General features: G+C 66.0%; 18 protein-coding genes and 1 tRNA gene. 11 read left to right on the top strand and 8 right to left on the bottom strand.

All coding sequences use genetic code 11. The features are described from left to right. Positions 1 to 157: 157 nt before the first annotated feature. The 4 genes from ACREE8_RS04125 to cysQ all read right to left on the bottom strand — a co-directional run bounded on the left by ACREE8_RS04125 (position 158) and on the right by cysQ (position 5016). Positions 158 to 1135, bottom strand: coding sequence for an ABC transporter substrate-binding protein (locus ACREE8_RS04125; RefSeq protein ID WP_431571709.1), 978 nt, complete (start codon positions 1133 to 1135; stop codon positions 158 to 160). Between the two features lie 186 nt (positions 1136 to 1321). Beyond that, the gene (locus ACREE8_RS04120; protein ID WP_431571708.1) at positions 1322 to 3118 is read right to left on the bottom strand and encodes an acyl-CoA dehydrogenase; all 1797 of its coding nucleotides are present in this window, start codon (positions 3116 to 3118) and stop codon (positions 1322 to 1324) included. Positions 3119 to 3220: 102 nt separating this feature from the next. Then, positions 3221 to 4204 carry an L-threonylcarbamoyladenylate synthase gene (locus tag ACREE8_RS04115; protein WP_431571707.1) on the bottom strand — a complete coding sequence of 328 codons (984 nt, stop codon included), beginning with the start codon at positions 4202 to 4204 and terminating at the stop codon, positions 3221 to 3223. Next, complete coding sequence (gene cysQ / locus ACREE8_RS04110; protein ID WP_431571706.1) at positions 4201 to 5016, bottom strand: 3'(2'),5'-bisphosphate nucleotidase CysQ; 816 nt, start codon at positions 5014 to 5016, stop codon at positions 4201 to 4203. The genes ACREE8_RS04115 and cysQ overlap by 4 nt, the downstream gene beginning before the upstream one ends. 641 nt (positions 5017 to 5657) lie before the next feature. Between cysQ and ACREE8_RS04105 the strand changes: the two genes are divergently transcribed. After that, positions 5658 to 6353 (top strand): thermonuclease family protein, encoded by a 696-nt coding sequence (locus tag ACREE8_RS04105; RefSeq protein ID WP_431571705.1) that lies wholly within the window; start codon positions 5658 to 5660, stop codon positions 6351 to 6353. 285 nt (positions 6354 to 6638) lie between these two features. Further along, entirely contained in the window at positions 6639 to 9416 is a 2778-nt protein-coding gene (locus tag ACREE8_RS04100) for a nidogen-like domain-containing protein (protein ID WP_431571704.1), read from the top strand. Between the two features lie 9 nt (positions 9417 to 9425). On the opposite strand, the gene ACREE8_RS04095 is transcribed toward ACREE8_RS04100, so the two are convergent. Further along, on the bottom strand, positions 9426 to 10184 hold the full coding sequence (locus ACREE8_RS04095; RefSeq protein WP_431571703.1) for a GntR family transcriptional regulator: 759 nt from the start codon (positions 10182 to 10184) through the stop codon (positions 9426 to 9428). 307 nt (positions 10185 to 10491) lie between these two features. Here ACREE8_RS04095 and ACREE8_RS04090 point away from each other — a divergent pair, with 307 nt between their 5' ends. The 6 genes from ACREE8_RS04090 to ACREE8_RS04065 all read left to right on the top strand — a co-directional run bounded on the left by ACREE8_RS04090 (position 10492) and on the right by ACREE8_RS04065 (position 19029). Next, complete coding sequence (locus ACREE8_RS04090) at positions 10492 to 12300, top strand: hydantoinase B/oxoprolinase family protein (RefSeq protein WP_431571702.1); 1809 nt, start codon at positions 10492 to 10494, stop codon at positions 12298 to 12300. 4 nt (positions 12301 to 12304) lie between these two features. Continuing rightward, positions 12305 to 14368: a hydantoinase/oxoprolinase family protein gene (locus ACREE8_RS04085; RefSeq protein ID WP_431571701.1), complete on the top strand. Its 2064-nt coding sequence runs from the start codon at positions 12305 to 12307 to the stop codon at positions 14366 to 14368. A gap of 81 nt (positions 14369 to 14449) precedes the next feature. Continuing rightward, entirely contained in the window at positions 14450 to 15457 is a 1008-nt protein-coding gene (locus tag ACREE8_RS04080; protein ID WP_431571700.1) for a sugar ABC transporter substrate-binding protein, read from the top strand. A 3-nt stretch (positions 15458 to 15460) separates the two neighbouring features. Next, positions 15461 to 16999 (top strand): sugar ABC transporter ATP-binding protein, encoded by a 1539-nt coding sequence (locus ACREE8_RS04075; RefSeq protein WP_431571699.1) that lies wholly within the window; start codon positions 15461 to 15463, stop codon positions 16997 to 16999. Between the two features lie 3 nt (positions 17000 to 17002). Further along, positions 17003 to 17983, top strand: a complete 981-nt coding sequence (locus ACREE8_RS04070; RefSeq protein WP_431571698.1) for an ABC transporter permease — start codon at positions 17003 to 17005, stop codon at positions 17981 to 17983. Next, a complete protein-coding gene (locus ACREE8_RS04065) occupies positions 17980 to 19029 on the top strand; it encodes an ABC transporter permease (protein ID WP_431571697.1) in 1050 nt (349 codons plus the stop codon). Before ACREE8_RS04070 ends, ACREE8_RS04065 begins: the two co-directional genes overlap by 4 nt. On the opposite strand, the gene ACREE8_RS04060 is transcribed toward ACREE8_RS04065, so the two are convergent. Together ACREE8_RS04060 and ACREE8_RS04055 are read right to left on the bottom strand one after the other, a co-directional pair. Beyond that, on the bottom strand, positions 18990 to 19565 hold the full coding sequence (locus ACREE8_RS04060; protein ID WP_431571696.1) for a carboxymuconolactone decarboxylase family protein: 576 nt from the start codon (positions 19563 to 19565) through the stop codon (positions 18990 to 18992). The two genes, ACREE8_RS04065 and ACREE8_RS04060, sit on opposite strands and share 40 nt — an antisense overlap. 200 nt (positions 19566 to 19765) lie before the next feature. Beyond that, positions 19766 to 19840, bottom strand: a tRNA-Val gene (locus ACREE8_RS04055). A gap of 256 nt (positions 19841 to 20096) precedes the next feature. Between ACREE8_RS04055 and ACREE8_RS04050 the strand changes: the two genes are divergently transcribed. Then, positions 20097 to 20924: a DUF3108 domain-containing protein gene (locus ACREE8_RS04050; protein WP_431571695.1), complete on the top strand. Its 828-nt coding sequence runs from the start codon at positions 20097 to 20099 to the stop codon at positions 20922 to 20924. A 21-nt stretch (positions 20925 to 20945) separates the two neighbouring features. Beyond that, positions 20946 to 21740, top strand: a complete 795-nt coding sequence (locus tag ACREE8_RS04045; protein ID WP_431571694.1) for a transglutaminase-like domain-containing protein — start codon at positions 20946 to 20948, stop codon at positions 21738 to 21740. A 17-nt stretch (positions 21741 to 21757) separates the two neighbouring features. Here ACREE8_RS04045 and gph read toward each other — a convergent pair whose 3' ends face one another. Further along, complete coding sequence (gene gph / locus ACREE8_RS04040) at positions 21758 to 22438, bottom strand: phosphoglycolate phosphatase (protein WP_431571693.1); 681 nt, start codon at positions 22436 to 22438, stop codon at positions 21758 to 21760. Between the two features lie 222 nt (positions 22439 to 22660). Between gph and glmU the strand changes: the two genes are divergently transcribed. Then, on the top strand, positions 22661 to 24061 hold the full coding sequence (gene glmU, locus ACREE8_RS04035) for a bifunctional UDP-N-acetylglucosamine diphosphorylase/glucosamine-1-phosphate N-acetyltransferase GlmU (protein ID WP_431571692.1): 1401 nt from the start codon (positions 22661 to 22663) through the stop codon (positions 24059 to 24061). The last annotated feature ends 7 nt before the right edge of the window (positions 24062 to 24068 follow it).

Genomic DNA, 24068 nt, shown 5'->3' with positions numbered 1-24068 from the left:
CGTCCCCCGCGCCGGTGGCGATTCAATTCATCGATACCGTGACTCGCCTGATAACCGGAAAACCGGTTCGAGGTGTTTCAATCCTCGAACCGGTCCCTGCTTCCGGCGGTGGGCTCAATGCGGACGCTCGCGCGCGCTCTTGAGCCGAAGCGACTGCTTACTGGGCCCACGCTTTCCAGGTCGATTCATGCGCATCGACCCAGGCCGTGGCAACGTCATCGATGGACTTGCCATCGAGATCGACTTGGCCGCTCAACTTGTTCAGATCGTTGACGTCGATGACATAGGCCTTCGCCACCTTGTAAGCGACCGGCCATTTGTCCTTCATGCCCGCCCACGCATATTTCCAGATCTCGCCATGCGGCTTGCCGCAATCATGCGCGAGGTCGGGGTTCACGCCCCATTTCGGGTCGTTGTAGCATTCGGGCGTATATTCCGGGAACTGCACCCATTCGCCCTGATACTTCGCCGGCGCCCAGTGCGGCGAGTAGATCCACAGCATGATCGGGGCCTTGCGCTGATAGGCGGAATCGAGCTCGGCGAACATCGCCGCGTCGGTGCCCGCATGCACCACCACGAAGGGCAGCTTCAGCGCTTCGACACGCTCGTCGTCGAACCCTTCCCAGGTCACGGGACCGCCGAGATAGCGGCCCTTGGGCGCCGTCTCCGGCGTCGAGAAGGCAGCAGCGCATTTCGGATCGAGCAGCGCCTTCCAGTCCGGGAGTCCGGGGCACTTCTCCTTCATATACATCGGGTACCACCACTCTTCCTTCGCCTTCGGGCCGAGTGCGCCGAGGCGCTCGGTCTCGCCGGTCGCGTCCGACGCCTTCATGGCTTCGCCCGCGGTCGTGTCCCAGAACTCGAGGCCGACGGTCAGGTCGCCATTGGTGAGGCCGGTGGTGAGGCTCGAAAGATAGTCGGCGGTCGGATATTCGACGTTGTATCCGAGCCGCGTCAGGATGGTGCCGAGGATCTTCGCGTTGATGTTCACGCTGGTCCAGTCGAACAGCGCGATCTTGATCGGGTCGGTCGATTCCGGCACTTCGGCCTTGGCCGATGAAGCCCATCCCGCCGCCAACGCCAGACCGCCGATGACGGTCGCAGCGCCAGCGAGGGCCTTGAAGCCTTTCGCCATAGTGATTCCTCCCTTGGAATTCTTGGTGCCGGTTGCGGTCATCCGCTCCAGCGCCTGTTTGCCGCAAGAATGAAAGCGCGGATGGCTGGCCCTTGGCAAGCCAGAACCATACCGCCTGAACCAATTCCACGCCATTTGCGGCGAAGGACAGTCGGGTTCGCTCAGAAACCTATCGGTCGGATTCGATCAGATCTGGTCGGGCGCGAGACGAAGGGTGCTGTCGGCGCCCGCGGTCACGGCCGCGGCCAGCCCATGGCTGTGCGGCAGGATATGGGCCGCGAAGAACAGCGCGGTGGCGATCTTGGCCGCAAGATAGTCGCCATCCTCGCCGCCCGCGGCCAGTCGACGGCGCGCGGCTTGCGCCTGACGCGCCAGCTGCCAGGCGCCGACCGTGGTTCCCGCCAGATCGAGATAGGGCGTGGCACCGGCGAGCACCTGGGGCAGGCCGCTCTTCAGCCGCTCCACGAGCCATTGCGTTGTCTGGGCGAGATCATCGAGGGCCGGCGCCAGCGCCTTCGCCAGCGTCGCCAGATCCTTGTCGCCACCGCCGCTCAGGCTTGCCATGTCGGCGCGCATCTCGGCGATCAGCGCCGCCATGGCCGCACCCTGGTCGCGGCCGAGCTTGCGGCCGACGAGATCGATCGCCTGGATGCCGTTGGTGCCCTCATAGATCGGCGTGATGCGCACGTCGCGCAGATGCTGCGCCGCACCGGTGCTCTCGATGAAGCCGAGGCCGCCATGGATCTGGATGTTGAGCGAGGCGACATCGATGCCGCGATCGGTGCTCCAGGCCTTGGAGAGCGGGATCAACAGCTCGGCACGCATCAGCGCCTTGTTGCGGGCGGCTTCGTCGCTGCCTCGCTTGGCGTGATCGAGGGCTGCCGCATTCAGATAGGCCAGGGCGCGCATCGCCTCGACCAGGGCCCGCATCGTCATCAGCATGCGGCGCACGTCGGGATGATGGATGATGGAAGCGGTTTCGCCGCTCTTGGTATCCACAGGTCGGCTCTGCACGCGCTCGCGCGCATAGCCGCGCGCCTGCTGCAGCGCGCGCTCGGCCACCGCCAGTCCCTCGACGCCGACGCTGAGGCGCGCATTGTTCATCATCGTGAACATGTATTCCATGCCGCGCTGCTCTTCGCCGACCAGGAAGCCGATGGCGCCGCCGTCATTCTCGCCATAGGCCATGACGCAGGTCGGGCTCGCCTTGATTCCGAGCTTATGCTCGAGCGAGAGGCAGCGTAGATCGTTGCGCTGACCCAGGCTGCCGTCGGGATTGGGCAGGAATTTCGGCACGATGAAGAGCGAGATGCCCTTGGTGCCGGCGGGTGCGTTGGGCGTACGGGCCAGCACGAGATGGACGATGTTCTCGCTGAAATCCTGCTCGCCATAGGTGATGAAGATCTTCTGCCCGGTGATGCGATAGCGGTCGCCTTCCTTGACCGCCTTTGTGCGCAAGGCGCCGACGTCCGATCCCGCCTGGGGCTCGGTCAGATTCATCGTGCCGGTCCATTCGCCCGAGATCAGCTTCGGGAGATAGGCGGCCTTCTGCTCGGGCGAGCCATGGCGCTGCAGCGCTTCGATGGCGCCTTGCGTGAGGAGCGGGCAGAGCGAGAACGCCATGTTCGCCGACGACCACATTTCCTGGACCGCGATCGCGACCGACCAGGGCAATCCCTGGCCGCCCCACTCGGCTTCGAACGGCACGCTGTTCCAGCCGCCTTCGGCGAAAGCGCGATAGGCCTCGCGGAATCCTTTCGGCGTCACGACGGCGCCATTCTCGAGACGGCTGCCTTCCTCGTCGCCGATGCGATTGAGCGGCGCCAGCACGCCGGCGGCGAACTTGCCGGCCTCGGTCAGGACCTGCTCGACCAGTTCGGCCGTGGCGTCCTCGAAGCCCGGCAGTTTGCCGATGGCGTCGAGGCCCACCGTTTCATCCAGCACGAAACGCATTTCGGCCAGGGGCGCGACATAGTCCGTCATGATCCGGGATCCTTCCGATGGCGAGGCGTCGCCGAAGCTTAGTCGCGCGTCCTCCCATCGAACAGCGCCCTTCGGCCGAGTCGCGACGAGCGGCGTTCGATCTCAGGTCCGGGAACGGGGTGCTGCCGCGCGCCGCAGGCGGTCATTGATCGCGCGCCCGAGCCCGCGCTCGGGGATCGGCGTGGCGGCAATGCCGGTGAGCCCTTGCTGGCGCCCCTGCTGGTCCAGCCGCCGCAGCGCCGCGAAGAGCATCGCCGCTGCCTCCTTGAGATCGCCGCTGGGGCTGAGATTGAAGGTCAGTGCGGCGCCGGCGACCGGCCGCGGCCCGAAGGCCAGCAACGCCTCGCCCTCATGCCATTCGCTCGCATCGAGTCGCAGCGGCAGGTCCGGCGCGTAATGGCTGGCCAGCATGCCGGGCCCACGCGGCTGTCCGCCTTCGCCGGCATGAGCGATCGGTCCGATCGCCGCCACGATCTCTTCCTCGGTGACGGCGCCCGGGCGCAGCAACACCGGTCCGCCTTCCAGGAGCGCCACCACGGTCGATTCGATTCCGATCGCGCAGGGGCCGCCATCGAGGATCAGCGCGACGCTGGCCCCAAGCTCCTCGGCGACATGGGAGGGGTGGGTGGGGCTGATGCGTCCGGAGCGGTTGGCGCTGGGAGCGGCGAGGGGGCGGCCGAACTTGGCGAGCAGGCGTTGCGCCACCTCATGGCGCGGCACACGCACCGCCTGGCTGTCGAGACCGGCGCTGGCGAGCAGGCTGATCCGGCACTCCGCGCGGCGCGGCAGCACCAATGTCAGCGGGCCCGGCCAAAAGCGCCGCGCCAGCAGGCTGGCCTTCTCGTCGAACACGACGTCGCGGGCGGCTTCGACGATGGAACGATAATGCGCGATCAGCGGATTGAACTGCGGCCGGTCCTTGGCGGCGAAGATGGCAGCGACCGCTCTATCGGAGGTCGCGTCGCCGGCGAGGCCGTAAACCGTCTCGGTCGGCAGCGCCACCAGCGCGCCGGCCTCGAGCAGGGACGCAGCTTCGGCGATGGCGGCGTCGGTCGGCGGCAGGATCCGTGACGCCGGTCCGCTCACGCGTCGCGTCCACGCGCCACGAAATGCGGGTTATCGAGGCCCGGCTTGCCATAGCCGAGCTCCTTGCCGTCCAGGGTCCGGACCGAGCCACCGGCCGCGGCCAGCACCGCCTGGCCCGCCGCCGTGTCCCATTCCATGGTCCGTCCCAGCCGCGGATAGATGTCGGCGAGGCCCTCGGCGACGCGGCAGAATTTGAGCGAGCTGCCGGCATTCTCGAGCGTCGCCACCTGCTCGTTCGAGAGAAAGGCCTGGAGTGCCGCCTCATTGGCATGGGACCGGCTGGCGAGCACGATCGCGCCCTCCTTGGGTTGGCGCCGGCAGGCGATGGGTCGGGGCCGGTCGCCGCGATGGGTCATCATGGCGATGCCCGGACCACCCATGGCCGGTGCGCTGCCGGTATAGGTCGTCCCCAGGGCCGGCAGATGCACCACGCCCAGAACCGGCCGGCTCCCTTGGATCAGGGCGATATTGACGGTGAATTGCCCGTTGCGGCTCAAGAACTCCTTGGTGCCGTCCAGCGGATCGACCAGCCAGAAGCGCCGGTCGGGCGAGGTGCCGTCGCCGATCGTCGGCGTATGACCCGCCGCGCTCGCTTCCTCGGAAACCACCGGGACACCCGGCAGGAGCGGCACCAGCGTCTCGAGGATGATCGTTTCCGCCGCCTGGTCTGCCGCCGTGACCGGCGAGGCGTCGGCCTTTCGCGTCACCGCGATCGGACCCTGATAATGGCGCAGAATCTCGTCGCCGGCCTGCTCGGCGAGGCGTGCAAGCCGTTCGAGCAGCTCGGCCGTTTCACCCGCCCGCGCGTTCATCGCCGAACCTCGGCCATTCCGAGACATCCGGCGAGGGGAAAGGGCGGAGATGAGGTCGTCGATGACATCGGCAGTTCCATCCGGTGATCGCCCGCGTGAAATTGCTGCGCCCCGCGGGTCATGTCGGCGCGTGATGATAGGCGCGCGGCGGCTCTTGTCTAGCACAAGGGATTCCAAGGCGAGTCAATCGCTTGTGTTCTGTCATTGATTTCTCACATCGGTTGCGTAGTCAAAACGCATGATGTCGCGCGTCGAGACAAGCGAGATTTCATCGGCAAAACTTTCCGCGCCGCCGCCGCGTTTCATCCTTTGTTTAGCGCCTGGCGGTTATGGTCGATCCCGACGCAACGAGCGGCCCCTCGCAGGCCCATGCAAGGCGGCTTCTCTCCGTCTCTTCCTGGCCTAACCCGCTGGCAGAGTCCCCCATCTCTGTCGGCGGCGGCTTCGGCGGTGGCTCAAGGATCGCGCTTTTTTGCGCCTGCGGGGCGACCGGGCCTCGGTTCCTCCCGGCTCGTCCGGCCTTCCACACAAGCGATGACAGCCACCGCCAGCCACTGGTTGGGCGAGCCGGTTCGTGTCGACCTTGTGACGCTTCCATCGGCGCTTGCCCTGCCCGACAGCAGCGGTCAGATTGCCGGCGCATGAAAACCCGCCACGCCCTGCAGAGTTTCGCCGCCGCCGCTTCGCTCACGGCGCTTATGACCATGGCCAGCCTCGCCGCGCGCGCCGACAATCCGCCCGTTCCGCCGGCCATGCCCGCGACACCGGTCGAGACCGCGCCCCTGGCGCCACCCCCGCCGCAGGAATTCGAGGGCTCGGCCATCGTGCTCGATGGCGGCACATTACAATTGGGCGAAGAGCGGCTGATCCTGTTCGGCATCCAGATCCCCGCCATGACGGCACCCGGCGGGATCAAGGCGCGCCTCGCGCTCGACGGCCTGCTCGGCGGCGACGGCCGGGTCCATTGCGTGGTGGCTGCGCGCGACCTGCAGCTCCATAAATTCGCCGTCTGTCGGCTGGGCGACATCGACCTGAGCGAAGCCCTCCTGCTGGCCGGCGTGGGTACCGTCGATCGCTATGCGGCAAGGGCCAAGAATGCCGATCCGCAGCTGGCCGAGCGCTACGACCAGGCGGAAGCCGAGGCACGGCGCATGGGCAACGGTCTGTGGGCCGAGTTCGTCAAGCCGCCCGCCGCCGAAAAGCCGCCGGCGCCGACCTTTCCGCAGCGGCTTTGTCACTTCCTCCAGGTCTGGCAGGGCGGGCTCGGGGCCCTGGTCGGGTTCCTGCTGGTCGGAATCCTGCTGCTGGTCACCAGGCGGCGCGCGCCGGCAAAATGACCGCCCCCGGGCGGGCAAGATTGTTTTCCTATCCGGAGATATCCGGCAGGCGTCCGGCCTTCCAACGGCTGCGGCGAATGAACGAGAATTCACGAACCGGGAATCCGGGCCGTTCATTCTCCTTCTGAATTCGGCACGACCTTAACAATAGATATGAAAGGCGGATCGACATCGGCCTTAGGCTGATTTCGATCATTGATTCGCCACTCAAAATGCCGTGACCGATTTCGTGGCCACATCGGCAAATGCGGATCATGGACCGACCGAAGTCCGTGGGAGCAGCGCATGGCAGAGGGAGCGCTCGGCGGGACCGCCGATCCTTTGACGCAAGGCCCGGGCATTGCCGCGGGACCCCAACTGGCGCAGTTGCAGGGTCAGGCGATCGGCCAGATCGCGACGGCCGAGGGCGCCATCCATGTCAAGCATGCCGATGGCAGCGAAGCCACGCTGGCAGTCGGCAACAATATCTATGCCAATGACACGATCCGGACCGACCCCGAGGGCGGGGTTCAGATCCGCTTCGTCGACGGCACCGATTTCGTGCTTGGCGGCAATGCCGAAATCACCATCAGCAAGCTGATCTACGATCCATCGGGCTCTGACAGCGGGCTGACCGTCGCGGTCGCTGGCGCCTTCGTGTTCGTCACCGGATCCATCGCGGGAAGCTCCGGCGACGGCATGACGGTCAATACGCCCGCAGGCTCGATCGGCGTTCGCGGGACCTCCGTCGCCGGCCAGTTGTCCGAGACCGAGCATGGTCTCCTGCTGGCGCTGCTGCGCGACATCGCGGGGCATGTCGGACATGTCGTCGTCTTCAACGCGGCGGGCCGGGTCGAGCTCGACGAATTGTTCGAGGCCACCGTCCTGCATGACCAACAAACGCCGCCGCAGACGGCATTCAAGCTGACGCTCGAGCAGATCCAGCAGGCCTTCGGTCCGCTGTTGCAGCTCGATCCGGAGCTCGATCTGCAGAATGAGAGCTATGAGAAGCATACCGAGCTCGAGAATCTGATCGTCCCGGCGGCGGGCGGTAGCGGCGGCCTGTTCCACAATGGCGGCCTCAACGCGGCCTTCCTGTCTCAGCTGTTCGACTCGCTCCTGGGGCTGCCGGGCCAGACGGGCCTCGGCGGCTTCGACGAAACCGGATTGGGCGGGCCGCTGCATCCGCTCGAGGGCAGCATCCTCGCCAATCTCGAGCCGCCGGCGCCCCCGTCCAATCCCGAGCAGCAGACGCTCCATGGCGCCGAAAGCGACACCATCACCGGCACGCCCGGCCCCGATACGCTCGTGGGCGGACCCCACAACGAGCTCATCCTCGGCGAGGACAGCAACGACACGATCCTCGCCAATGGCGGCAATGATACGGTGGTTGCGGGTAACGGCGCGGATTCGATCGATGGCGGGCCCGGCAATGATTCGATCGACGCCGGATCGGGCAACGACACGGCCCTGGGCGATGACGGTAACGACACGCTGGTCGGTGGCCCGGGCGACGATTCCCTCGCCGGCAACAACGGCAACGATTCGATCCTGGGCTCGGCGGGCGCCGATCGCCTCGATGGCGGGAACGGCGACGACACGGTGCATGGCGGCGACGGCAATGACAGCATCAGCGGCGGCGATGGCAACGATATCCTCGTCGGCGGCGACACCACCGGCGGCAATGGTGAGGAAGCGCCGCATGCCCTGGCGGCCGCCGCGGCGCCTGAACTCGGAACGGGCGGCAACGCGCTCATCAACGGCCTGGGCGGGCCGGCCGGTTTCGGCGAAGGGGTCCTGAGCCCGAACGATGACGGGTCGACGGGATTGATCGATATCTCGACCGTCTTCCCCACCGGGATGAACTTCTTCGGCACGACCTATAACGGCTTCTACATCAACAACAACGGCAACATCACCTTCGCCGCACCGCTGGGCACCTTCACGCCCTTCTCGCTGACAGGGGCCACCAACAATCCCATGATCGCGCCCTTCTTCGCGGATGTGGATACGCGCGGCGCCCATGATCTGACCCCCACACCGGGCGGAACATCGACCGGGAGCAACGAGGTCTATTACGACCTGGATCCCGCGAACGGCAGGATCACCATCACCTGGGACGATGTCGGCTATTTCGGCTCACATACCGACAAGCTGGATGCGTTCCAGCTCGTGATCCAGAACACGGGCGACGGCAATTTCGCCTTCGAGTTCCGCTACGAGAACATCGACTGGACCACCGGCGATGCCAGCGGCGGCTCCGGCGGGCTGGGCGGCACCGTCGCGCGCGCAGGCTGGAACTCAGGCGACGGGTCCGATTTCTTCGAGCTCCCGCAATCGGGCAATCAGGGCGAGATGCTCGGCCTGGAGACGACGAGCAATCCCGGCACCGATCCGGACGGCAATTGGGTCTTCAACGTCGTGGGTGGCCAGGTCGTCGGCAATGATGGCGACGACACGATCGACGGCGGTAATGGCAACGATTCGATCCTCGGCGGCGGCGGGAACGATTCGCTGCTTGGCGGTGCCGATGACGACACCTTGAACGGCGGTGGCGGGACCGACCGGCTCTTCGGCGGCGATGGCAATGACCGTCTTGACGGTGGCGGTCATGACTCGACGGGGGGTGCCGACACGCTCCTGGGCGAGAACGGGAACGACACGCTGGTCTTCCGCGATGCCGACAATGTCTATGACGGCGGCAACGGCATCGACGCGCTGGAGCTGGGACAGTCCGTCGATTTCACCCAGCAGCCTGCGGGACATTTCCAAAGCATCGAGATGCTGGATCTCCGGCCGGCGGGCAGCCAGGCCATCACCCTCGATGCCAGCGACGTGCTGGACCTCGCGACCGGCAACAACACCGGCGAATCGGTTTCCGGTCACCCGGTCGAGCTGGTCGTTCGCGGCACCGCCGCCGATTCCGTTGATCTCTCGAGCACCAGCTTTGCCGCGACAGCCACCGGGGTGCATCTCGGGGCTGCCTATGGCGGCGCTGCCGTGAGCTACAACGTCTATCAGGATGCCGGCGGGCACGACGTCGCCATCGAAAGCGGTGTGGTCGTCCATACGGCGGCGACCTAGGCGAAGACGTCAGGGACGCTCGTGCCTGTCTGAAGCCGGCATGGCCGCGCCGCCCTCTGGCTGTCCGTCTCCCTCCAGCGACTGCAGGATGATGTCGGCCGCTTCGGAAATGTCCCGTTGCAGGGCATCGCGCGCCTTCTTGCCATCGCCTCGCCGGAGCGCCGCGACCATATCCTCGTGATGGTCCAGCCCCAGCCCGAGCGTGGAGGTGCTCCGCATCGCATTGAGGCAAGGGCCCGCCTGCATCCACAGGCTTTCGATGATCGGGATCAGCAGCGGCGATTTCGCGGCCTTGTAGATCGTGAAATGGAATTCGAGATTCGTGTCCAGATAGGCGCGGGCGATGCCCTTCTGTGCCATGGCCGACATCCGGGCTTGAACCGCCTCCAGCCGCTCCAGCTCGGCCGCGGTGATGGCGGAGGCGGCCCACTCCGCCGCCTTGCCTTCGATCTCGCAGCGGACGCGTTTCAGATCCATGAGCCGGCCCGGCGTCATGGCGGGGACTTCCACGCCCCGGTTCGGGTTGTTCTCCAGGGCCTGCTCGGCGACCAGCCGCCGCAGCGCCTCGCGGATCGGCATCGGGCTCGTGCCGAAGATTTTCGCGAGCCTGGCGACGACCAGGCGCTCCCCGGGCACGAAGCTCGCCGCCATGATCGCCTGCTTCAGCCGCGCATAGATGTCCTCGTGGGTCGTGCCATGGGGGACAGGCCGGCTGCGATGGCGACGCAGCGCGGAAATGCCTTTGGATTCCTGCCCGGCCTTCGTCATACCCCGTGATGCCGCTTTCCGCCTGGTGCCGACCTTGGCCACTCACACATCCCCGCTGCCCGGAGGCGCCGCCGCTGTCGGCGCCATTTCAATCCAGCTGTTGCGCCGGTTCAACATCCATCGGCGTCGAACGAAGTCATCCTCTCGATTGACAGCACCCTACAGGGCTATTAGGATTTGATCAAATCCATAAAAATACGATCGACAGGATGAGGCGCTCACTTCCCAATCGGTTCGCGGACCCGGCAGTCATGGCGGGGCCGCCTCGGGCATCGAGAATCCGTTGGAACGCGCGGAGGAGACGAGGATGCTGAACGCCACTGCCGCGGCCGGCGAGCGAGCCGGGCCGCAATTCGATCCGATGCTGCTGGCGGTGCTCTCGAGCCGCCTCGAATCCATCGTTCGCGAGATGTCGAACATCGTGAAGAAGGCGAGCCGCTCGACGGCGATCACCAACGCCCGCGATTTCTCCTGCAGCCTCCTGACCTACGACCACCGTCTCGTCTGCGTCGAGGAAGCGATGCCCGTCCATGTGACGGCGATCGACCTGACGACGCGCCCCATCACGCGCCTGTTCGACGACGTGAAGCCCGGCGACGCCTTCTTCTCGAACAGCCCCTATTACGGCGGCACGCATCACGCCGACATGACTCTGTGCGTGCCGGTGTTCCTCGGCGAGGAGCCGATGTTCTGGGCGGTTGCGCGCTCGCATCACGCCGACACGGGGGCCCATCTGCCGACCACCATGGATGCCTATTTCCGCACGGTCTATGAGGAGGGTATCCATATCCCGGCCGTGCGGTTCCAGGAGAACTACGCCGACAAGAAGGATCTCATTCGCTGGTGCCGGGAAAACATCCGCGAGAGTCATATCTGGTATGGCGATTACTGCGCGCAGGTCGGGGCCTGCCGCACGGGCGAGCGCCGGCTGAAGGAGCTCGGCGAGCGCTACAGCCTTCCCCTGATCAAGGAATTCATCGAGGAATGGATCGCCTATGGCCAGCGGCGGGCCGTGGCCGCGATCCGTCAGCTGCCGAAGGGCACCTACTCTTATACGGTCCGGCATGACCCGATCCCGACCGTGGCCGAGGACGGGATCGAGATCACCGCCAAGGTGACGGTCGATCCGGACTCCGGAACGGTGACGGTCGATCTGCGCGACAATCCGGATTGCGTGCCCGGCGGCGTCAACCTGTCCGAGGCCTGCGCCACCGGCGCCGGGCGCATCGGCGTGTTCTACAATCTCGACCCGACGCTGCCGCACAATGAAGGCAGCGCCCGTTGCATCAAGGTCCTGCTGCGCGACGGCTGCGTGGTGGGAAGGCCCGCCTATCCGGCCGGCACCTCGAACGCGACGATGGGCGTCAATGACCGGCTGATCAATGCCGTCCAATGCGCCTTCACCAAGATGGGCGCGCCCTATGGGCTGGCCGAAGGCGGCACGGAATTCGGCTGCAATATGGGCGTGGTCTCGGGCATCGACGACCGCAAGGGCGCGGCCAAACCCTATATCAACATGGTCTTCTTCGGCCTTTCGACCGGCCCGGGGCTCAGCGGCCATGATGGCTGGCTGACCTACGAGGCGCCGAATGGCGGTGGCGTGCTGGCGCTCGATTCGATCGAGATCGACGAGGCCATGTATCCGATCCTGGTCGAGGCGCGCCATGTCGCGCAGGACGCGATCGGCATGGGACAATGGAATGGCGCGCCGGCCATGCAGGGTGTCTACCGCTCGCTGTCGGGCAATCTGAGCGTGGCCTATTGCAGCGATGGCGACATCAACGGCCCGCGCGGCGTTCTCGGCGGCGGCGACGGCGCTGCCTCGCAGAACCGCAAGCGCAGCGCCAATGGCGAAGAGGAGCAGCTTCCGGGCTTCCATATCGAAACCTGCCGGCCCGGCGAGCGGATGATCTTCCGCACCGCCTCGGGCGGCGGCTATGGCAGCCCGGCCAAGCGCGACCCCGCCCAGGTCGCGCGCGACGTGAACCGGCAATGGATCAGCCCCCAGGTCGCGGAGTCCGTCTACCGGGTCAAGCTGGAGCTGGCCGCCAACGGCATCGATTACCGCGTCGACCAGCGGGCGACCGCGGCGCTGCGCGCCGAGGGAGCCGTCTGAGACGATGACCTACAGTATGGGAATCGATATCGGCGGCACCTTCACCGATTGCGTCGTCGTCGAATCCGGCCGGGATCCCTGCATCCTGAAATGCCCTTCGACGCCCGGCGAGTTCGAGCGCGGCTTCATGAATGTGCTGGGTATCGCGGCCGAACATTACGGTAAGGACCTGCCGGGCTTCCTGCGCGAGGTGGACTCGATCGTGCATGGCACGACCGTCTCGACCAACGCGCTGGTTGTCCGCAACACCGCCCCTGTCGGGTTGATCGCGACCGAAGGCCATCCGGACGTTCTGACCTTGCGCGAGGCGCCGCGCAAACGCCCCTGGAACTGGAAGCTGGACTTCCCGGATCCTTACGTGCCGCGCAACCGCACGATCGGGGTGGGGGGTCGGATCGATGCCCTCGGCGCCGAGGTCTCGCCGCTGGTCGAGAACGATGTCCGCAATGCGGTGGCCTATTTCCGCCGCGCCGGGGTCGAAGCGATCGCGGTCAGCCTGCTCTGGTCGATTGCCAATCCGCACCACGAATTGCGGGTGCTCGAGATCATCCGTGAGCTCTGGCCCGAAGTTCCGGTCAGCCTCAGCCACGAGGTCAATCCGATCCCGCGCGAATATCGGCGCACCATCTCGACTGTCATCGACGCTTCGTTGCGTCCCGTGGTGGGCGCCTATATCGGCGGGCTCGAGACGGCATTGCGCGCTGCGGGCTATCGCAACCGGCTGCTCATCGCCAATTGCGTCGGCGGCATGATGCCGCCGGAGGAGATCGTCGAGAAGCCGATCTACAGCGTGATGTCGGGCCCCACCTTGGCGCCGGTCGCGGCGCGCCATCTGACGACCGAGGCCGATGTGATCGTCGTCGATATGGGCGGTACTACCTTCGACGTGTCCGCGATCCGCGCCGGCCAGATCGTGGTCACGCCGGAAGCCATGATCTATCCGCATGACATGCTGGGATTGCCCAAGGTCGATGTGCGCTCGGTCGGGGCCGGCGGCGGCAGCATCGCCTGGGTCGATCTCGGTGGGCTGCTGCGGGTGGGCCCGCGGAGCGCGGGTGCCAAGCCGGGCCCAGCCTGTTACGGCGCGGGCGGAACCGAGGCCACGGTCACCGACGCCAATGTCGTCCTCGGCATCATCGACCCTGATTTCTTCCTCGGCGGGCGGATCAAGCTGCATCGGAACCTCGCCGAGCAGGCCGTGGGGAAGATCGCGAGCCAGCTCAGCATCGGTCTCGTCGAGGCCGCCTATGCGATCTACACCACCTGCAATCACAACATGATCGCGGCGATCGAAGACATCACCGTCAATGAAGGCATCAATCCCCGGGACAGCTATCTCGTCTCGGGCGGCGGTGCCACGGCCTGCCATATCGCCGAGATGGCCGACGTGCTGGGCCTCAAGCGCTTCATGATCCCCAAGCTGTCGGCGGGGCTCAGCGCGTTCGGCGGTCTCGTCTCGGACATCCGCTGGGAGGCTGTCGGCAGCCTCCATACCGACAGCCGGGCCTTCGGCCTGGACGACGTGAACCGGCTGCTGGGCGAATTGCGCGGGCGCTGCGATGCGTTCCTGGATCGCGCGCAGGTGCCGCCGGAGCAGCGCTCCTTCGAATACGCCTTCATGGGGCGCTATGAATATCAATCATGGGAAATCGAGGTTCCGTTCGATCCTGCCGCCGGCCGGCTCAAGGCCGGCAATCTGGAAGCGCTGGTGGCCGCCTTCAACCGGATGCATGAGCGCATCTACAGCATCAAGGACGAGACCAACATCGTCGAGTTCGTCACCTGGAAGGTGACGGCCGTCGGCGAGGGGCGCCGCATCGCGGGCGATCCCGGTAATGGCGCTCGCGCCGCAGCTGCCACGCTGGCACCGAAGGCCCATCGGCCCGTCTACATCCATCGCCAGGGCGGCATGAAGCCGGTTCCGGTCTTCGACGGGACGGCCTGCGTCGCCGGCGGCAAAATCGTTGGCCCGGCAGTCATCGAGGAGAGCACGACGACGATCCTGCTGCTGCCGGGCATGGTCGCCACCACCGACGATGCCGGCAATTACCGGATCGCCATCGAATGATCGACGACACCATTGGCTCGCCAGTGCGTGAATGACAGCAGGCGCCCTGCTCGGCGCTAAACTCTTCTAAGGGACATCGAGATGCTTACAAGGGCGCATATCAGATCCAGTTTCCTTCGCTACGGATTGGCTCTCTTCCTGGCGGCCCCGGCTTTCTGCGGGATCGCCCAGGCCGCGGACCTGTCGACCAAGAAAGTCATCCTGGTTACCTGCGGCCCGGCCAACCCCTGGTGCAAAGTCTTCAATGAGCGGATCGTCGCCGGTCTGGAAGCCGCCGGCGTCAAGGTCAGCGTCCTGGAAAGCGATCTCGATCCGGTCCAGGAGGTTCAGCAGATGAACCAGGCCATTTCGCAGAAGCCGGACTTGCTCATGGTCGAGCCCGCCGACGACAAGACGCTGATCGCGTCGGTGAAGAAGGCGAGAGCGGCGGGCGTCCCGGTCCTCTATATGGACAGCCCCGCCGATCCCTCGATCCTCGACGACATCGCCGTGCAGGTGATCGCGGACAATGCCGCGCTCGGCCGCTTCGCCGCGCAGAACATCATCGACGGGCTCCGGGAACGGGGCCTCAAATCCGCCAATGTCATCGTCATCACCGGCACCGCCGGCTCGACCATGGTGCAGGACCGCCAGAAGGGTTTCGAAGAGGTCATGGCGACGGCGCCGGAATATAAGATCATCGACGTCCAGGATTCGAACTGGGATCCGGTCCAGAGCGGCAAGATCGCCCAGCAGCTCTTCGCGAAGTACAATTCGCAAGGCGGCGTCGACGCGGTCCGGGCCGATGCCGACTATATGGCGATCCCGATCATCGAAGCCGCCAAGCAGGCCGGCATGAAGGTCGGTGTGAAGAATGACGGGCTGATCGTGACGGGCACGAACTGCACGGCGGAAGGCATCCAGGCGATCAAGGCGGGCGACATGTATGGCACGGCGACCGAGGACGCCTGGACCCAGGGCAATGTCACGGCCGAGACGGCGATTGCCTTCCTGAAGGGCGAAACGGTGCCGAAGACGGTGATCGTGCCGGAATTTCGCGTCCATGCGCCGACCTTGGATAAGTACGCCGAACTCTGCTCGAAGTCCTGACCCTTGACGAAGGAGAACGCCGTCATCGCCGACAAGGAGCCGGTGCTGCTGACGATCGACGGTGTGTCGCGGAGTTTCGGTGCGATCCGCGCCGTGGACAACGTCTCCTTCGAGGTGCGTGCCGGCGAGGTGCATGGCCTTTGCGGCCATAACGGCGCCGGCAAGAGCACGGTGGTCAAGATGCTGGCCGGCTTGCTCCAGCCGGATGAGGGCCGCATCATGCTGGGCGGACGCGAGGCAAAACTCGCGTCCGCCCGCGATGCCCAGACCCGGGGTGTCGCCCTGGTCGATCAGGAGCTGAGCGTCGTCCCGACCTTGCCCGTTCTCGACAACCTGTTTCTCGGGAACGTGGCCGAACCATTCTTCCGCAGCCATCGCGACAGCAAGGCCCGCGCGCGCCTTTTGCTCGATGCGGTCGGGCTGGGCAGTCTCGATCCCGATGCCTATGTCGAGGACCTGTCGATCGGTCAGCGCCAGCTCGTCGAGATCGCCCGCGCGCTGGGTCGCGAAGCCAGGCTGTTCATCCTCGATGAACCCACCGCCACGCTCAGCAGCGTCGATATCGAGCATGTGTTCGCGGCCATCCGGAAGGTCACCGCGGCCGGCTGCGGCGTGATCTATGTGTCGCATCGCCTGGACGAGGTCATGGAGCTCTGCGACCGGGTCACGGTGATGCGCGACGGCCAGCGCGTCGACACGGTGGCGACCAATGCCATCAGCGGCAAGGATCTGGTGACCATGATGCTGGGCGACGTCCCCGAGACGCCGGCGCCCCGTATCGACCGGGATCGCCGGACCGAGATCGCGCTCAAGGTGCAGAATCTGTCGGCGGGTGCCCGGACCCGCGGCGTCAATCTGGCAGCCGAGCGCGGGAGGATTTATGGGTTGGCCGGGCAGGTCGGCTCCGGAACCAGCGATGTGGTGCGGGCGATCTCGGGACTTTCGCCCGACGCACGCGGCCTCGTGCAGCTCGAAGGGCGCCCGATACCGCTGGGCTCGCCCCGGGCGGCCAGCGACGCGGGGATCGCCTATGTGTCGGGCGACCGCAAGGGCGAGGGGCTGTTTCTCGGCCAATCCATACAGGCGAATTTGACCGCGACGCGGCTGAGCGCCTTCAGCGTCGGGGGCGTGTTGCGCCTGGGGGCGCTGCGGAACATCGCGGTCGCCCTTTGCAAGGCGGTCGGCATCAAGCCGGACCGCCTGCCCGAGGCGGTCTTGCGACTGAGCGGCGGCAATCAGCAGAAGGTGCTGCTGGGGCGCTGCCTGCAGCGATCCGACACGAAGGTCCTGTTGCTGGACGAGCCGACCCGCGGCGTCGATGTGCGGGGGCGGGCGGAGATCCATGCCCTCATTCGCGGCGTCGCCAACGAGGGCGCCGTGGTGGTGTTCGCCTCGACCGAGCTCGACGAGATCCTGCATCTGGCCGACATCGTCATCGCCATGCGCGGCGGTGTGGTCGTCAGCGAGCGCCCGCGGACCGAGGTCGATGCCGCATCGGTGCTGGCCGACATGACCCATTCGGCGCTCGAAGGGGCCGCCTAGGCGATGACCGAAGCGGCCATCAGATCCAAGCCATCCGAAGGCACCAAGGGGCGGCGCTGGACGCTGAAGCTCTTGCAGCTCTCGGGCATCCTGGCGCTGCTGCTCATCGTCGTCGGCGCGGCGGCGACGCCGGGATTCTTCACCATCGCGAATTTCCAGGCGGTGCTGGCCTCCACGACCTTCGTCGGGCTCGTCGCCGTCGGCATGACGTTGATCATGATCAGCGGTGCCTTCGTCTCGATGTCGCTGGCGACGACGGCCACCGTGACGGCCATGTTCTTCGTCTTCGCCCTCCAATTCGGAGTCGTCCCCGCCATCCTGTCGACGATCGCCCTGGGCGCGCTTCTCGGCCTGTTCCAGGGATTGGCGATCGGGGCCTGGGACGCGAACCCGATCATCGTGACCATCGCCGCAGGCTCGATCCAGGAGGGCCTCAGCGTGGCGATCTCGGGCGGGACGACGATCTCGCCGCCCTCCGACAGCTATACCTTCCTCAACATCACGCCGCTTGGGCTGCCGCTGGGGTTCTACGCGTTGCTGGTGCTCGTGATCCTGGTCGAGCTCATTCTGCGCTATACGCGCCTCGGCCGCGAAATCTACATGCTGGGCGAGAGCCGGGCGGCGGCCCGCGCGGCTGCCCTGCCGATGGGCAAGATCGGGGCCAGCGTCTTCTGCATCGCCGGCGTCGCTGCGGCCTGTACCGGAATCCTGCTCGCCGCCTTCAATCACGGCGCCTCGCTGCTCCTCAATCGCGGCACGCTCAATTACGACGCCATCGCGGCGACGCTCATCGGCGGGGCCGCGATCGCCGGCGGACGCGGTGCCGCCTGGCGTACGCTGGGCGGCGTCATCGTCATCGCCTTCGCGACCGATCTCGTGCTGCTGCGGGGCTACAGCACCGGCACGCAGATCCTCCTCAAGGGGATCGTGATGATGGTCTTCGTCCTGGCGATCCATCTGCGATCCAAGGAGCGTCGGCGATGAGCAACCCCTGGCGCGCCGCCAGCCACCGGCAGCGGATTCTCCGGACCTTCCTGCCGTCGGCGATCCTCGCGGTCGTCATTGCCGGCATGCTGGCGTTGCCGCTCTATTCCGACGCCAGCATGACGGTGTTCGGCGTCTACAATTCGTTCCAGAACCTGGCGACGCTGGGCCTGCTGGCGCTGGCGGTCGGGCTGACCATCATCATCGGCGAGTTCGACCTCTCCACGCTGGGGATGTATGCGCTGGGCGGAATCCTGGCCGTCAAGTTCGGCGAGACGGCGCCTTTGCTCGGCGTCGGCGTGGCGGTGCTTGCCGGTATCCTGTTCGGTTTCTTTCAGGGCGCGATCGTCGCGAAATCCGGCATCAGCTCGGTGCCGCTGACGCTGGGCGGCTATATCAGCCTGCTCGGTCTTTGTCACATCGTCACCGACGAGAAGACGCTGCCCTATGGCAATTACGATGTCGGCACCTGGCTCGACGCCGATATCGCGACGATCTTTTCGCCGCGTTCGCTCGTGGTCATCGCCGTTTTCGGGATCGTCTGGGCGGCGATGCGATGGACCCGTCTCGGCCGCGACGTCCGGGCGCTGGGCGGCGATCGTAGAGCGAGCCGCGCCGCCGGTGTCCCGACGGATCGCATCCTGATCGGCGTCTTCACCTGCTCGAGCGCCTTCTCGGCACTCGGCGGGGCTCTGTTCGCCTACAGCACCACGGCGGCGAAGCCCGACCTGGGCTCGGCCCCCTTCATTTTTGCCGTCACGGCCGTGCTGCTCGGTGGCACCTCGCTCTCAGGCGGCCGTGGAAGTGCTGCCGGCATTTTGATGGGGGTCCTGGCGCTCAGCTTCCTCGAGACGCTGTTCGCGATCCTTGCCACCCCGGCCTATGTGATCAATCTTGTCCGCGGCGGCCTGCTGCTCCTGGTCGTCATTGTCGAGGCGCCCGATCTCCGGCGCCGGCTGACCGTGATGCGGGCGCGGATCGCCAACAAGGGAACCGGAAGCGGCGATCATTTGGACCCGGCAGGCTCGGGCACCGGCACGCCATAACCGTTCAACGTGACCGAGACCATGCAATAGAGCCCGACGAGGCTGATCAGCTCCGCCGTCCCGCCCTCGCCGAAGAGCGCCACGGCCTGCTGATAGGTGAGCTGCGGCAGCACGCCGCCGGAGACCAAGGCCGAGGCCATGTCATAGGCCACGGTTTCCTCGCGCGTCAGATCGACCGGTCGCTGTCCGGCGATGATGGTCGCGATCTTCTCGTCCGCGATGCCGCGCAGCTCGGCCACCAGCACATGGGCATAGATCTCATAGGCCGATTTGAATTTGGCACCAGTGACGAGGATCGCGACCTCGCGCACGGGCCGCGGCAATGACGGCGAGGTCGAGAGCGCCTTGACCAGCTCCCAGACCGGCTTTCCGAACTTCGGAAAATGCAGCCAGGGATTCCAGGGCCCGATCAGCTCGCCGCCATCGCCGATGGCCGTGAATCCTTTGAAATTGGTTTCGATGCCCTTGCGCATATCGTCATAGAGCGGACGCTGTTCGGCGCTGAGGGCAGAAGGGGAAAGGAGCTTCAGGCGCATGTTGGCCTCCGTTGGGGACAGGTCGGCGACGTTATCGTTCAGAATCCCTCAGCGCTTGGATCCGACGCTTGTCATTGGAAGGGGCCATGCGACGTCGCGACGACCCGAAAGGGCAAATTAAATATGGATGTCAGTATCGACGACGCAGCCACGGTCGATGGCCCCGTGATACAGGGATCATGAGAATCGGAACGGGGAAATGGTGGGCGCGACAGGGATTGAACCTGTGACCCCTGCCGTGTGAAGGCAGTGCTCTCCCGCTGAGCTACGCGCCCGTCCCAGATGCGGAAAATGGAACCCGGGACAAGGCCGTCCCCGGCTCGTGAAGGCGGGCAGCTTTAAGCCAAGCCGGCGTGCCCTGTCAACCGGACCGGGAGTCCGGCAAAAAACCCTTCGAGCGAAAGGCCTTGGGCCCGCCTCGGGCCCCTTTGCCGGACGGACTGTGGTTATAATCTGCCCCGATCTTTCCGTAATTGCGGTTTAACCCTGGAAGGTCGATCCCAAGGGACCAACGGCTCGAGAGGCTTTCCGATGATTCGCCGCCTGATGCCCCTGCTGACCGGCCTGGCCTTCGGCCTCGTCCTTTCGGGATTGGTCCCGCCCGCACAGGCCGAGGAGAGCCGGCTGGTCCGGCTCAGTTATTACGGCTATCTGGGCACGCTCCAGGTCGGCCAGATCGACCTGATGATCGAGATGGCGCCGGGCCCAAGGCCCGCCAAGGATTACGACATCACGGCCAACATCACCCTCTCGCCCGTCTATGCGAAGATGGTCGCGTTCCAATGGCAGGGTCAGGCCCATGGCGGCGCCAACAGCAAGAGCGTTCGGCCGTCGACCTACCAGAGCCAGATGGATCTCATGGGCATGCATGAGACCATGGCGCTGGCCTATCATCCAAACGGCGAAGTCGACATCCACAGCGAGCCCCCGACCGTCGAGGCCCGCGTGGCACGCGAGCAGAATCTGGGCTTCAACACGATGGATCCGCTGAGTGCCGCGGTCGCGATCGTCGATACGGTGCTGCGCACGGGTGGCTGCGATATGTCATTGCCGATCTTCGATGGCGCGCGCCGCTACAATCTGGATTTCACCTCGGTCGGGCCCGACGTGATAGAGAAGACATTGTTCTCCACCTATCAGGGACAGGCGCTTCATTGCGCCGCGACGGCAAAGCTGATCGCGGGCTTCCAGCCGAACGCGATCAGCTCGAGCTTCTATCCCAACAAGACCGATCTCTGGCTGGGGCAGGCGGTCAAGGATGTCCCGCTGCTGCCGGTCCGCGTCCTGGCGCAAAGCAATATGGGGCTGATGCGGGTGGAGCTGGTCCAGGCCACCACCGTTGCCAGCGCCACACCTTGAACAAGTGAGCGGCGGTGGGACATGGAGACGCTGCGGAAGTGGATAGACCATAGCGGCATGTCCGATCCGGTCGGCTATGCCGCCGCCATGGCCGGTCTTCCCTCCGACGTCGGCGCTCTCAACGGCATCATTCAAGGTGTGTTGGTCCATTCGGACTGGCTGACCGACTACGGGTTGGATGAGAGCCTCCTGAGCGCAACCTCCCGCACGACGCTCCCGATCGCCGACCGGCTGGCCGATATTCTTGAGAGGGACGGGCAGGGGCTGGAAACGCGGCGGCCCTCCTCGAAGCGGGCGCTTGGGACCTGCCGGGACTTCGCCCTCATGCTCTGTTCCATCCTTCGCAGCCAGGGCGTTCCAGCGCGCCTGCGTTGCGGATTCGCGGCCTATTTCGGCAGCGGCTGGGAAGATCACTGGGTTTGCGAATATTGGGACAGCCGCGCGCAAACCTGGCGCCTGAGCGATCCGCAAATCGACGAGATGCTGAAGGCAAGATACCGGATCGGATTCGATCCCACGGACGTGCCGCGCCAGTCCTTCCTGACAGCGGGACAGGCATGGTTGGACGGCCGCCGCGGCAAGTCCGATCCTGATCGCTTCGGTCATGGCGAGGTCACCGGCGCATGGTTCGTAAAAGTCAACGTCGTCCGCGACCATTACGTCCTGAACGATCGGGAGACGTCGATATGGGACGGGTGGCGGGCAGCCCTGCCGTCGAAGCGAGTCGTCAATCCGGAAGAATTCGCGTTGCTGGACGATCTCGCCGCCGATCCGGAGCAGCCGCTCGTCGAGGTCGTTCCCGACTGGCTGGCGTAACAGCGCGTCCCTTGGACTCAGAGACCTGCGTCGATCTTCCGCAAGGCGTCGGGCAGTTTCGCAAAATCGTCTAGGATCAGATCGGCGCCGAGCTCGCTCAAGGGGGCGCGGCCATAGCCATAGGCCATGACGATCGAGGGCATGGCCAGGGCACGGGCCGGGGCCACGTCATTGGCGCTGTCGCCAATCATCACGGCCTGGGCGGATGTGGCGCCGATGGCGGTCAGCGCCACCGCCAGGTGATCGGGGTGGGGTTTGCGGTTCTTGACCGCGTCGGCGCCGAGGATGGCGCCGAAATACGGAGCCAGGCCCAGCACCTCGATGACAATGTCGGTCAGGCGCTGCGGCTTGTTGGTGCAGACAGCGCAGCGATATCCCGCCGCGCGCAAGGCCGCCAGGGTTTCCAGGACACCCGCATAAGGCCGCGTCAGGCGAACCGGCTCGGCCTCGTAATGCGCCAGGAAGCGCTTGAGATAGATGTCGAGCTCCTCGGCGCGATGCGGCACCGAGGCCGCGGTCAAGGCCCGCTCGACCAGGGTGCCGGCACCGTCGCCGATCATGCGGCGTATGGCCGGGAGCTCGATCTCGGGCCGTCCCAGCTCGGCCATGAGCCGGTTCATGGCGATGGCGATGTCCGGCGCGCTGTCGATCAGCGTGCCGTCGAGATCGAAGGCCAGGGCGTCGCGTCTTTGAGACAAATTCCATCCGCCATGAAAACGCCACGGGAGCGCACAAGGATGCTCTCTTGGAGCGGCCTTGCGGCTGTGGCAGGGTGCCCCAAGCGGCGTTGACGGTGCTTGGTTCCGGCGTTCTTGCCGGATCGCGCCGCGGCCGACAAGACCCTATCGTTCGGGCGGCGGCGACCCTCCCGGCGAGAAATGGGCCGACCCGGCCCCGATTGGAGCCCAAAAGCGTTCCCCATGCCGAAGTCTCGAACCGCTGCCATCGTCCTCGCCGCGGGCAAGGGCACCCGCATGAAGTCGCGCAAGCCCAAGGTCATGCATGAGATCGCCAACCGGCCGATGATCGGCCATGTGATGGCGGCCCTGAAGCCCTTGCACTGCGATCCGGTGGTGCTGGTGGTGGCGCCGGGCATGGAAGCCGTGGCGGAAGCGGCAGTACCCGCCCAGATCGCCGTCCAACGCGAACAGCTCGGCACCGGGCACGCGGTCATGGCGGCTCGCACGACACTCAAATCGGTCTCGGGCGATCTCCTGGTTCTTTATGGCGACACGCCCTTCATCGCCACCGCGACGCTGGAGGCGATGCTGAAGCGCCGGCGGGGGGCCGACGATCCGGCCGTGGTGGTGCTGGGATTCCGGCCCGACGAGCCGGGCGGTTACGGACGGCTGGTGCTCGGCGCATCGGGCGGTCTCGACGCCATTGTCGAGGCGTGCGACGCGACGCCCGAGCAGCGGGCGATCGGGCTCTGCAATTCCGGCGTCATGGCGCTCGACGCCGAGCGCATACTGCCGCTCCTGAAGGAGTTGCGGAACGACAATGCCAAGAGCGAATATTACCTGACCGACCTGGTGGCGCTCGCGCGCGGCCGCGGCTGGGACTGCGCCGTGGTCGAGGCCTCGGTCGAGGAGCTGATGGGCATCAACAGCCGCGCCGATCTGGCGGCGGCCGAGCAGGTCTATCAGCAGCGCGCTCGTGCTTCGGCGATGGAAGGCGGCGCCACGCTGCTCGAGCCCGCCAGCGTCTATTTCAGCCACGACACGCAGCTGGGCCAGGATGTGGTGGTCGGTCCCCATGTCTATTTCGGGCCGGGCGTCACGATCGAGAGCGATGTGGAGATCAAGGGCTTCTGCCATATCGAGGGCGCGCGCATCGCGGCCGGTGCCCGCATCGGCCCCTTCGCGCGGCTGCGGCCGGGCGCCGCGATCGGGCCGGATGTCCATATCGGCAATTTCGTCGAGATCAAGAACGCGCGGCTCGGGCCCGGCGCCAAGGCGAACCATCTGACCTATATCGGCGATGCGGAGATCGGCGGCGGCACCAATATCGGCGCCGGGACCATCACCGTGAATTATGACGGCTTCAGCAAGTCGCGCACCGTGATCGGCCCCAATGTCTCGATCGGCTCGAACAGCTCGCTGGTGGCGCCGGTGACGATCGGGGCGGGCGCCATCGTCGGCGCGGGCAGCGTCATCACCGAGAATGTGCCGGCCGATGCGATGGCGATCGCGCGCGGCCGCCAGGTCAATATGACGGGCCGGGCCCAGACCTTCCGCGCCAAGCGCAAGAAGACGACCAAGGCGAAACCGGCCAAGAAGGCCGGCGCCAGATCCGGGACGAAACGCAAGTCGGGCAAGTGAGCAAGCC

The sequence above is a fragment of the Hypericibacter sp. genome (assembly GCF_050729195.1).
Lineage (GTDB): Bacteria > Pseudomonadota > Alphaproteobacteria > Dongiales > Dongiaceae > Hypericibacter.
This window is presented reverse-complemented; position numbering and strand designations above follow the sequence as displayed.

Bases quoted from the DNA above. Each gene is read 5' to 3' on its own strand.
- ACREE8_RS04070 (WP_431571698.1), top strand. From the start codon at position 17,003: ATGACCGAAGCGGCCATCAGATCCAAGCCATCCGAAGGCACCAAGGGG.
- ACREE8_RS04060 (WP_431571696.1), bottom strand. From the start codon at position 19,565: ATGCGCCTGAAGCTCCTTTCCCCTTCTGCCCTCAGCGCCGAACAGCGT.
- ACREE8_RS04065 (WP_431571697.1), top strand. From the start codon at position 17,980: ATGAGCAACCCCTGGCGCGCCGCCAGCCACCGGCAGCGGATTCTCCGG.
- ACREE8_RS04085 (WP_431571701.1), top strand. From the start codon at position 12,305: ATGACCTACAGTATGGGAATCGATATCGGCGGCACCTTCACCGATTGC.
- glmU (WP_431571692.1), top strand. From the start codon at position 22,661: ATGCCGAAGTCTCGAACCGCTGCCATCGTCCTCGCCGCGGGCAAGGGC.
- ACREE8_RS04090 (WP_431571702.1), top strand. From the start codon at position 10,492: ATGCTGAACGCCACTGCCGCGGCCGGCGAGCGAGCCGGGCCGCAATTC.
- ACREE8_RS04045 (WP_431571694.1), top strand. From the start codon at position 20,946: ATGGAGACGCTGCGGAAGTGGATAGACCATAGCGGCATGTCCGATCCG.
- cysQ (WP_431571706.1), bottom strand. From the start codon at position 5,016: ATGAACGCGCGGGCGGGTGAAACGGCCGAGCTGCTCGAACGGCTTGCA.
- ACREE8_RS04105 (WP_431571705.1), top strand. From the start codon at position 5,658: ATGAAAACCCGCCACGCCCTGCAGAGTTTCGCCGCCGCCGCTTCGCTC.
- ACREE8_RS04100 (WP_431571704.1), top strand. From the start codon at position 6,639: ATGGCAGAGGGAGCGCTCGGCGGGACCGCCGATCCTTTGACGCAAGGC.
- ACREE8_RS04050 (WP_431571695.1), top strand. From the start codon at position 20,097: ATGATTCGCCGCCTGATGCCCCTGCTGACCGGCCTGGCCTTCGGCCTC.
- ACREE8_RS04120 (WP_431571708.1), bottom strand. From the start codon at position 3,118: ATGACGGACTATGTCGCGCCCCTGGCCGAAATGCGTTTCGTGCTGGAT.
- ACREE8_RS04125 (WP_431571709.1), bottom strand. From the start codon at position 1,135: ATGGCGAAAGGCTTCAAGGCCCTCGCTGGCGCTGCGACCGTCATCGGC.
- ACREE8_RS04080 (WP_431571700.1), top strand. From the start codon at position 14,450: ATGCTTACAAGGGCGCATATCAGATCCAGTTTCCTTCGCTACGGATTG.
- ACREE8_RS04095 (WP_431571703.1), bottom strand. From the start codon at position 10,184: ATGACGAAGGCCGGGCAGGAATCCAAAGGCATTTCCGCGCTGCGTCGC.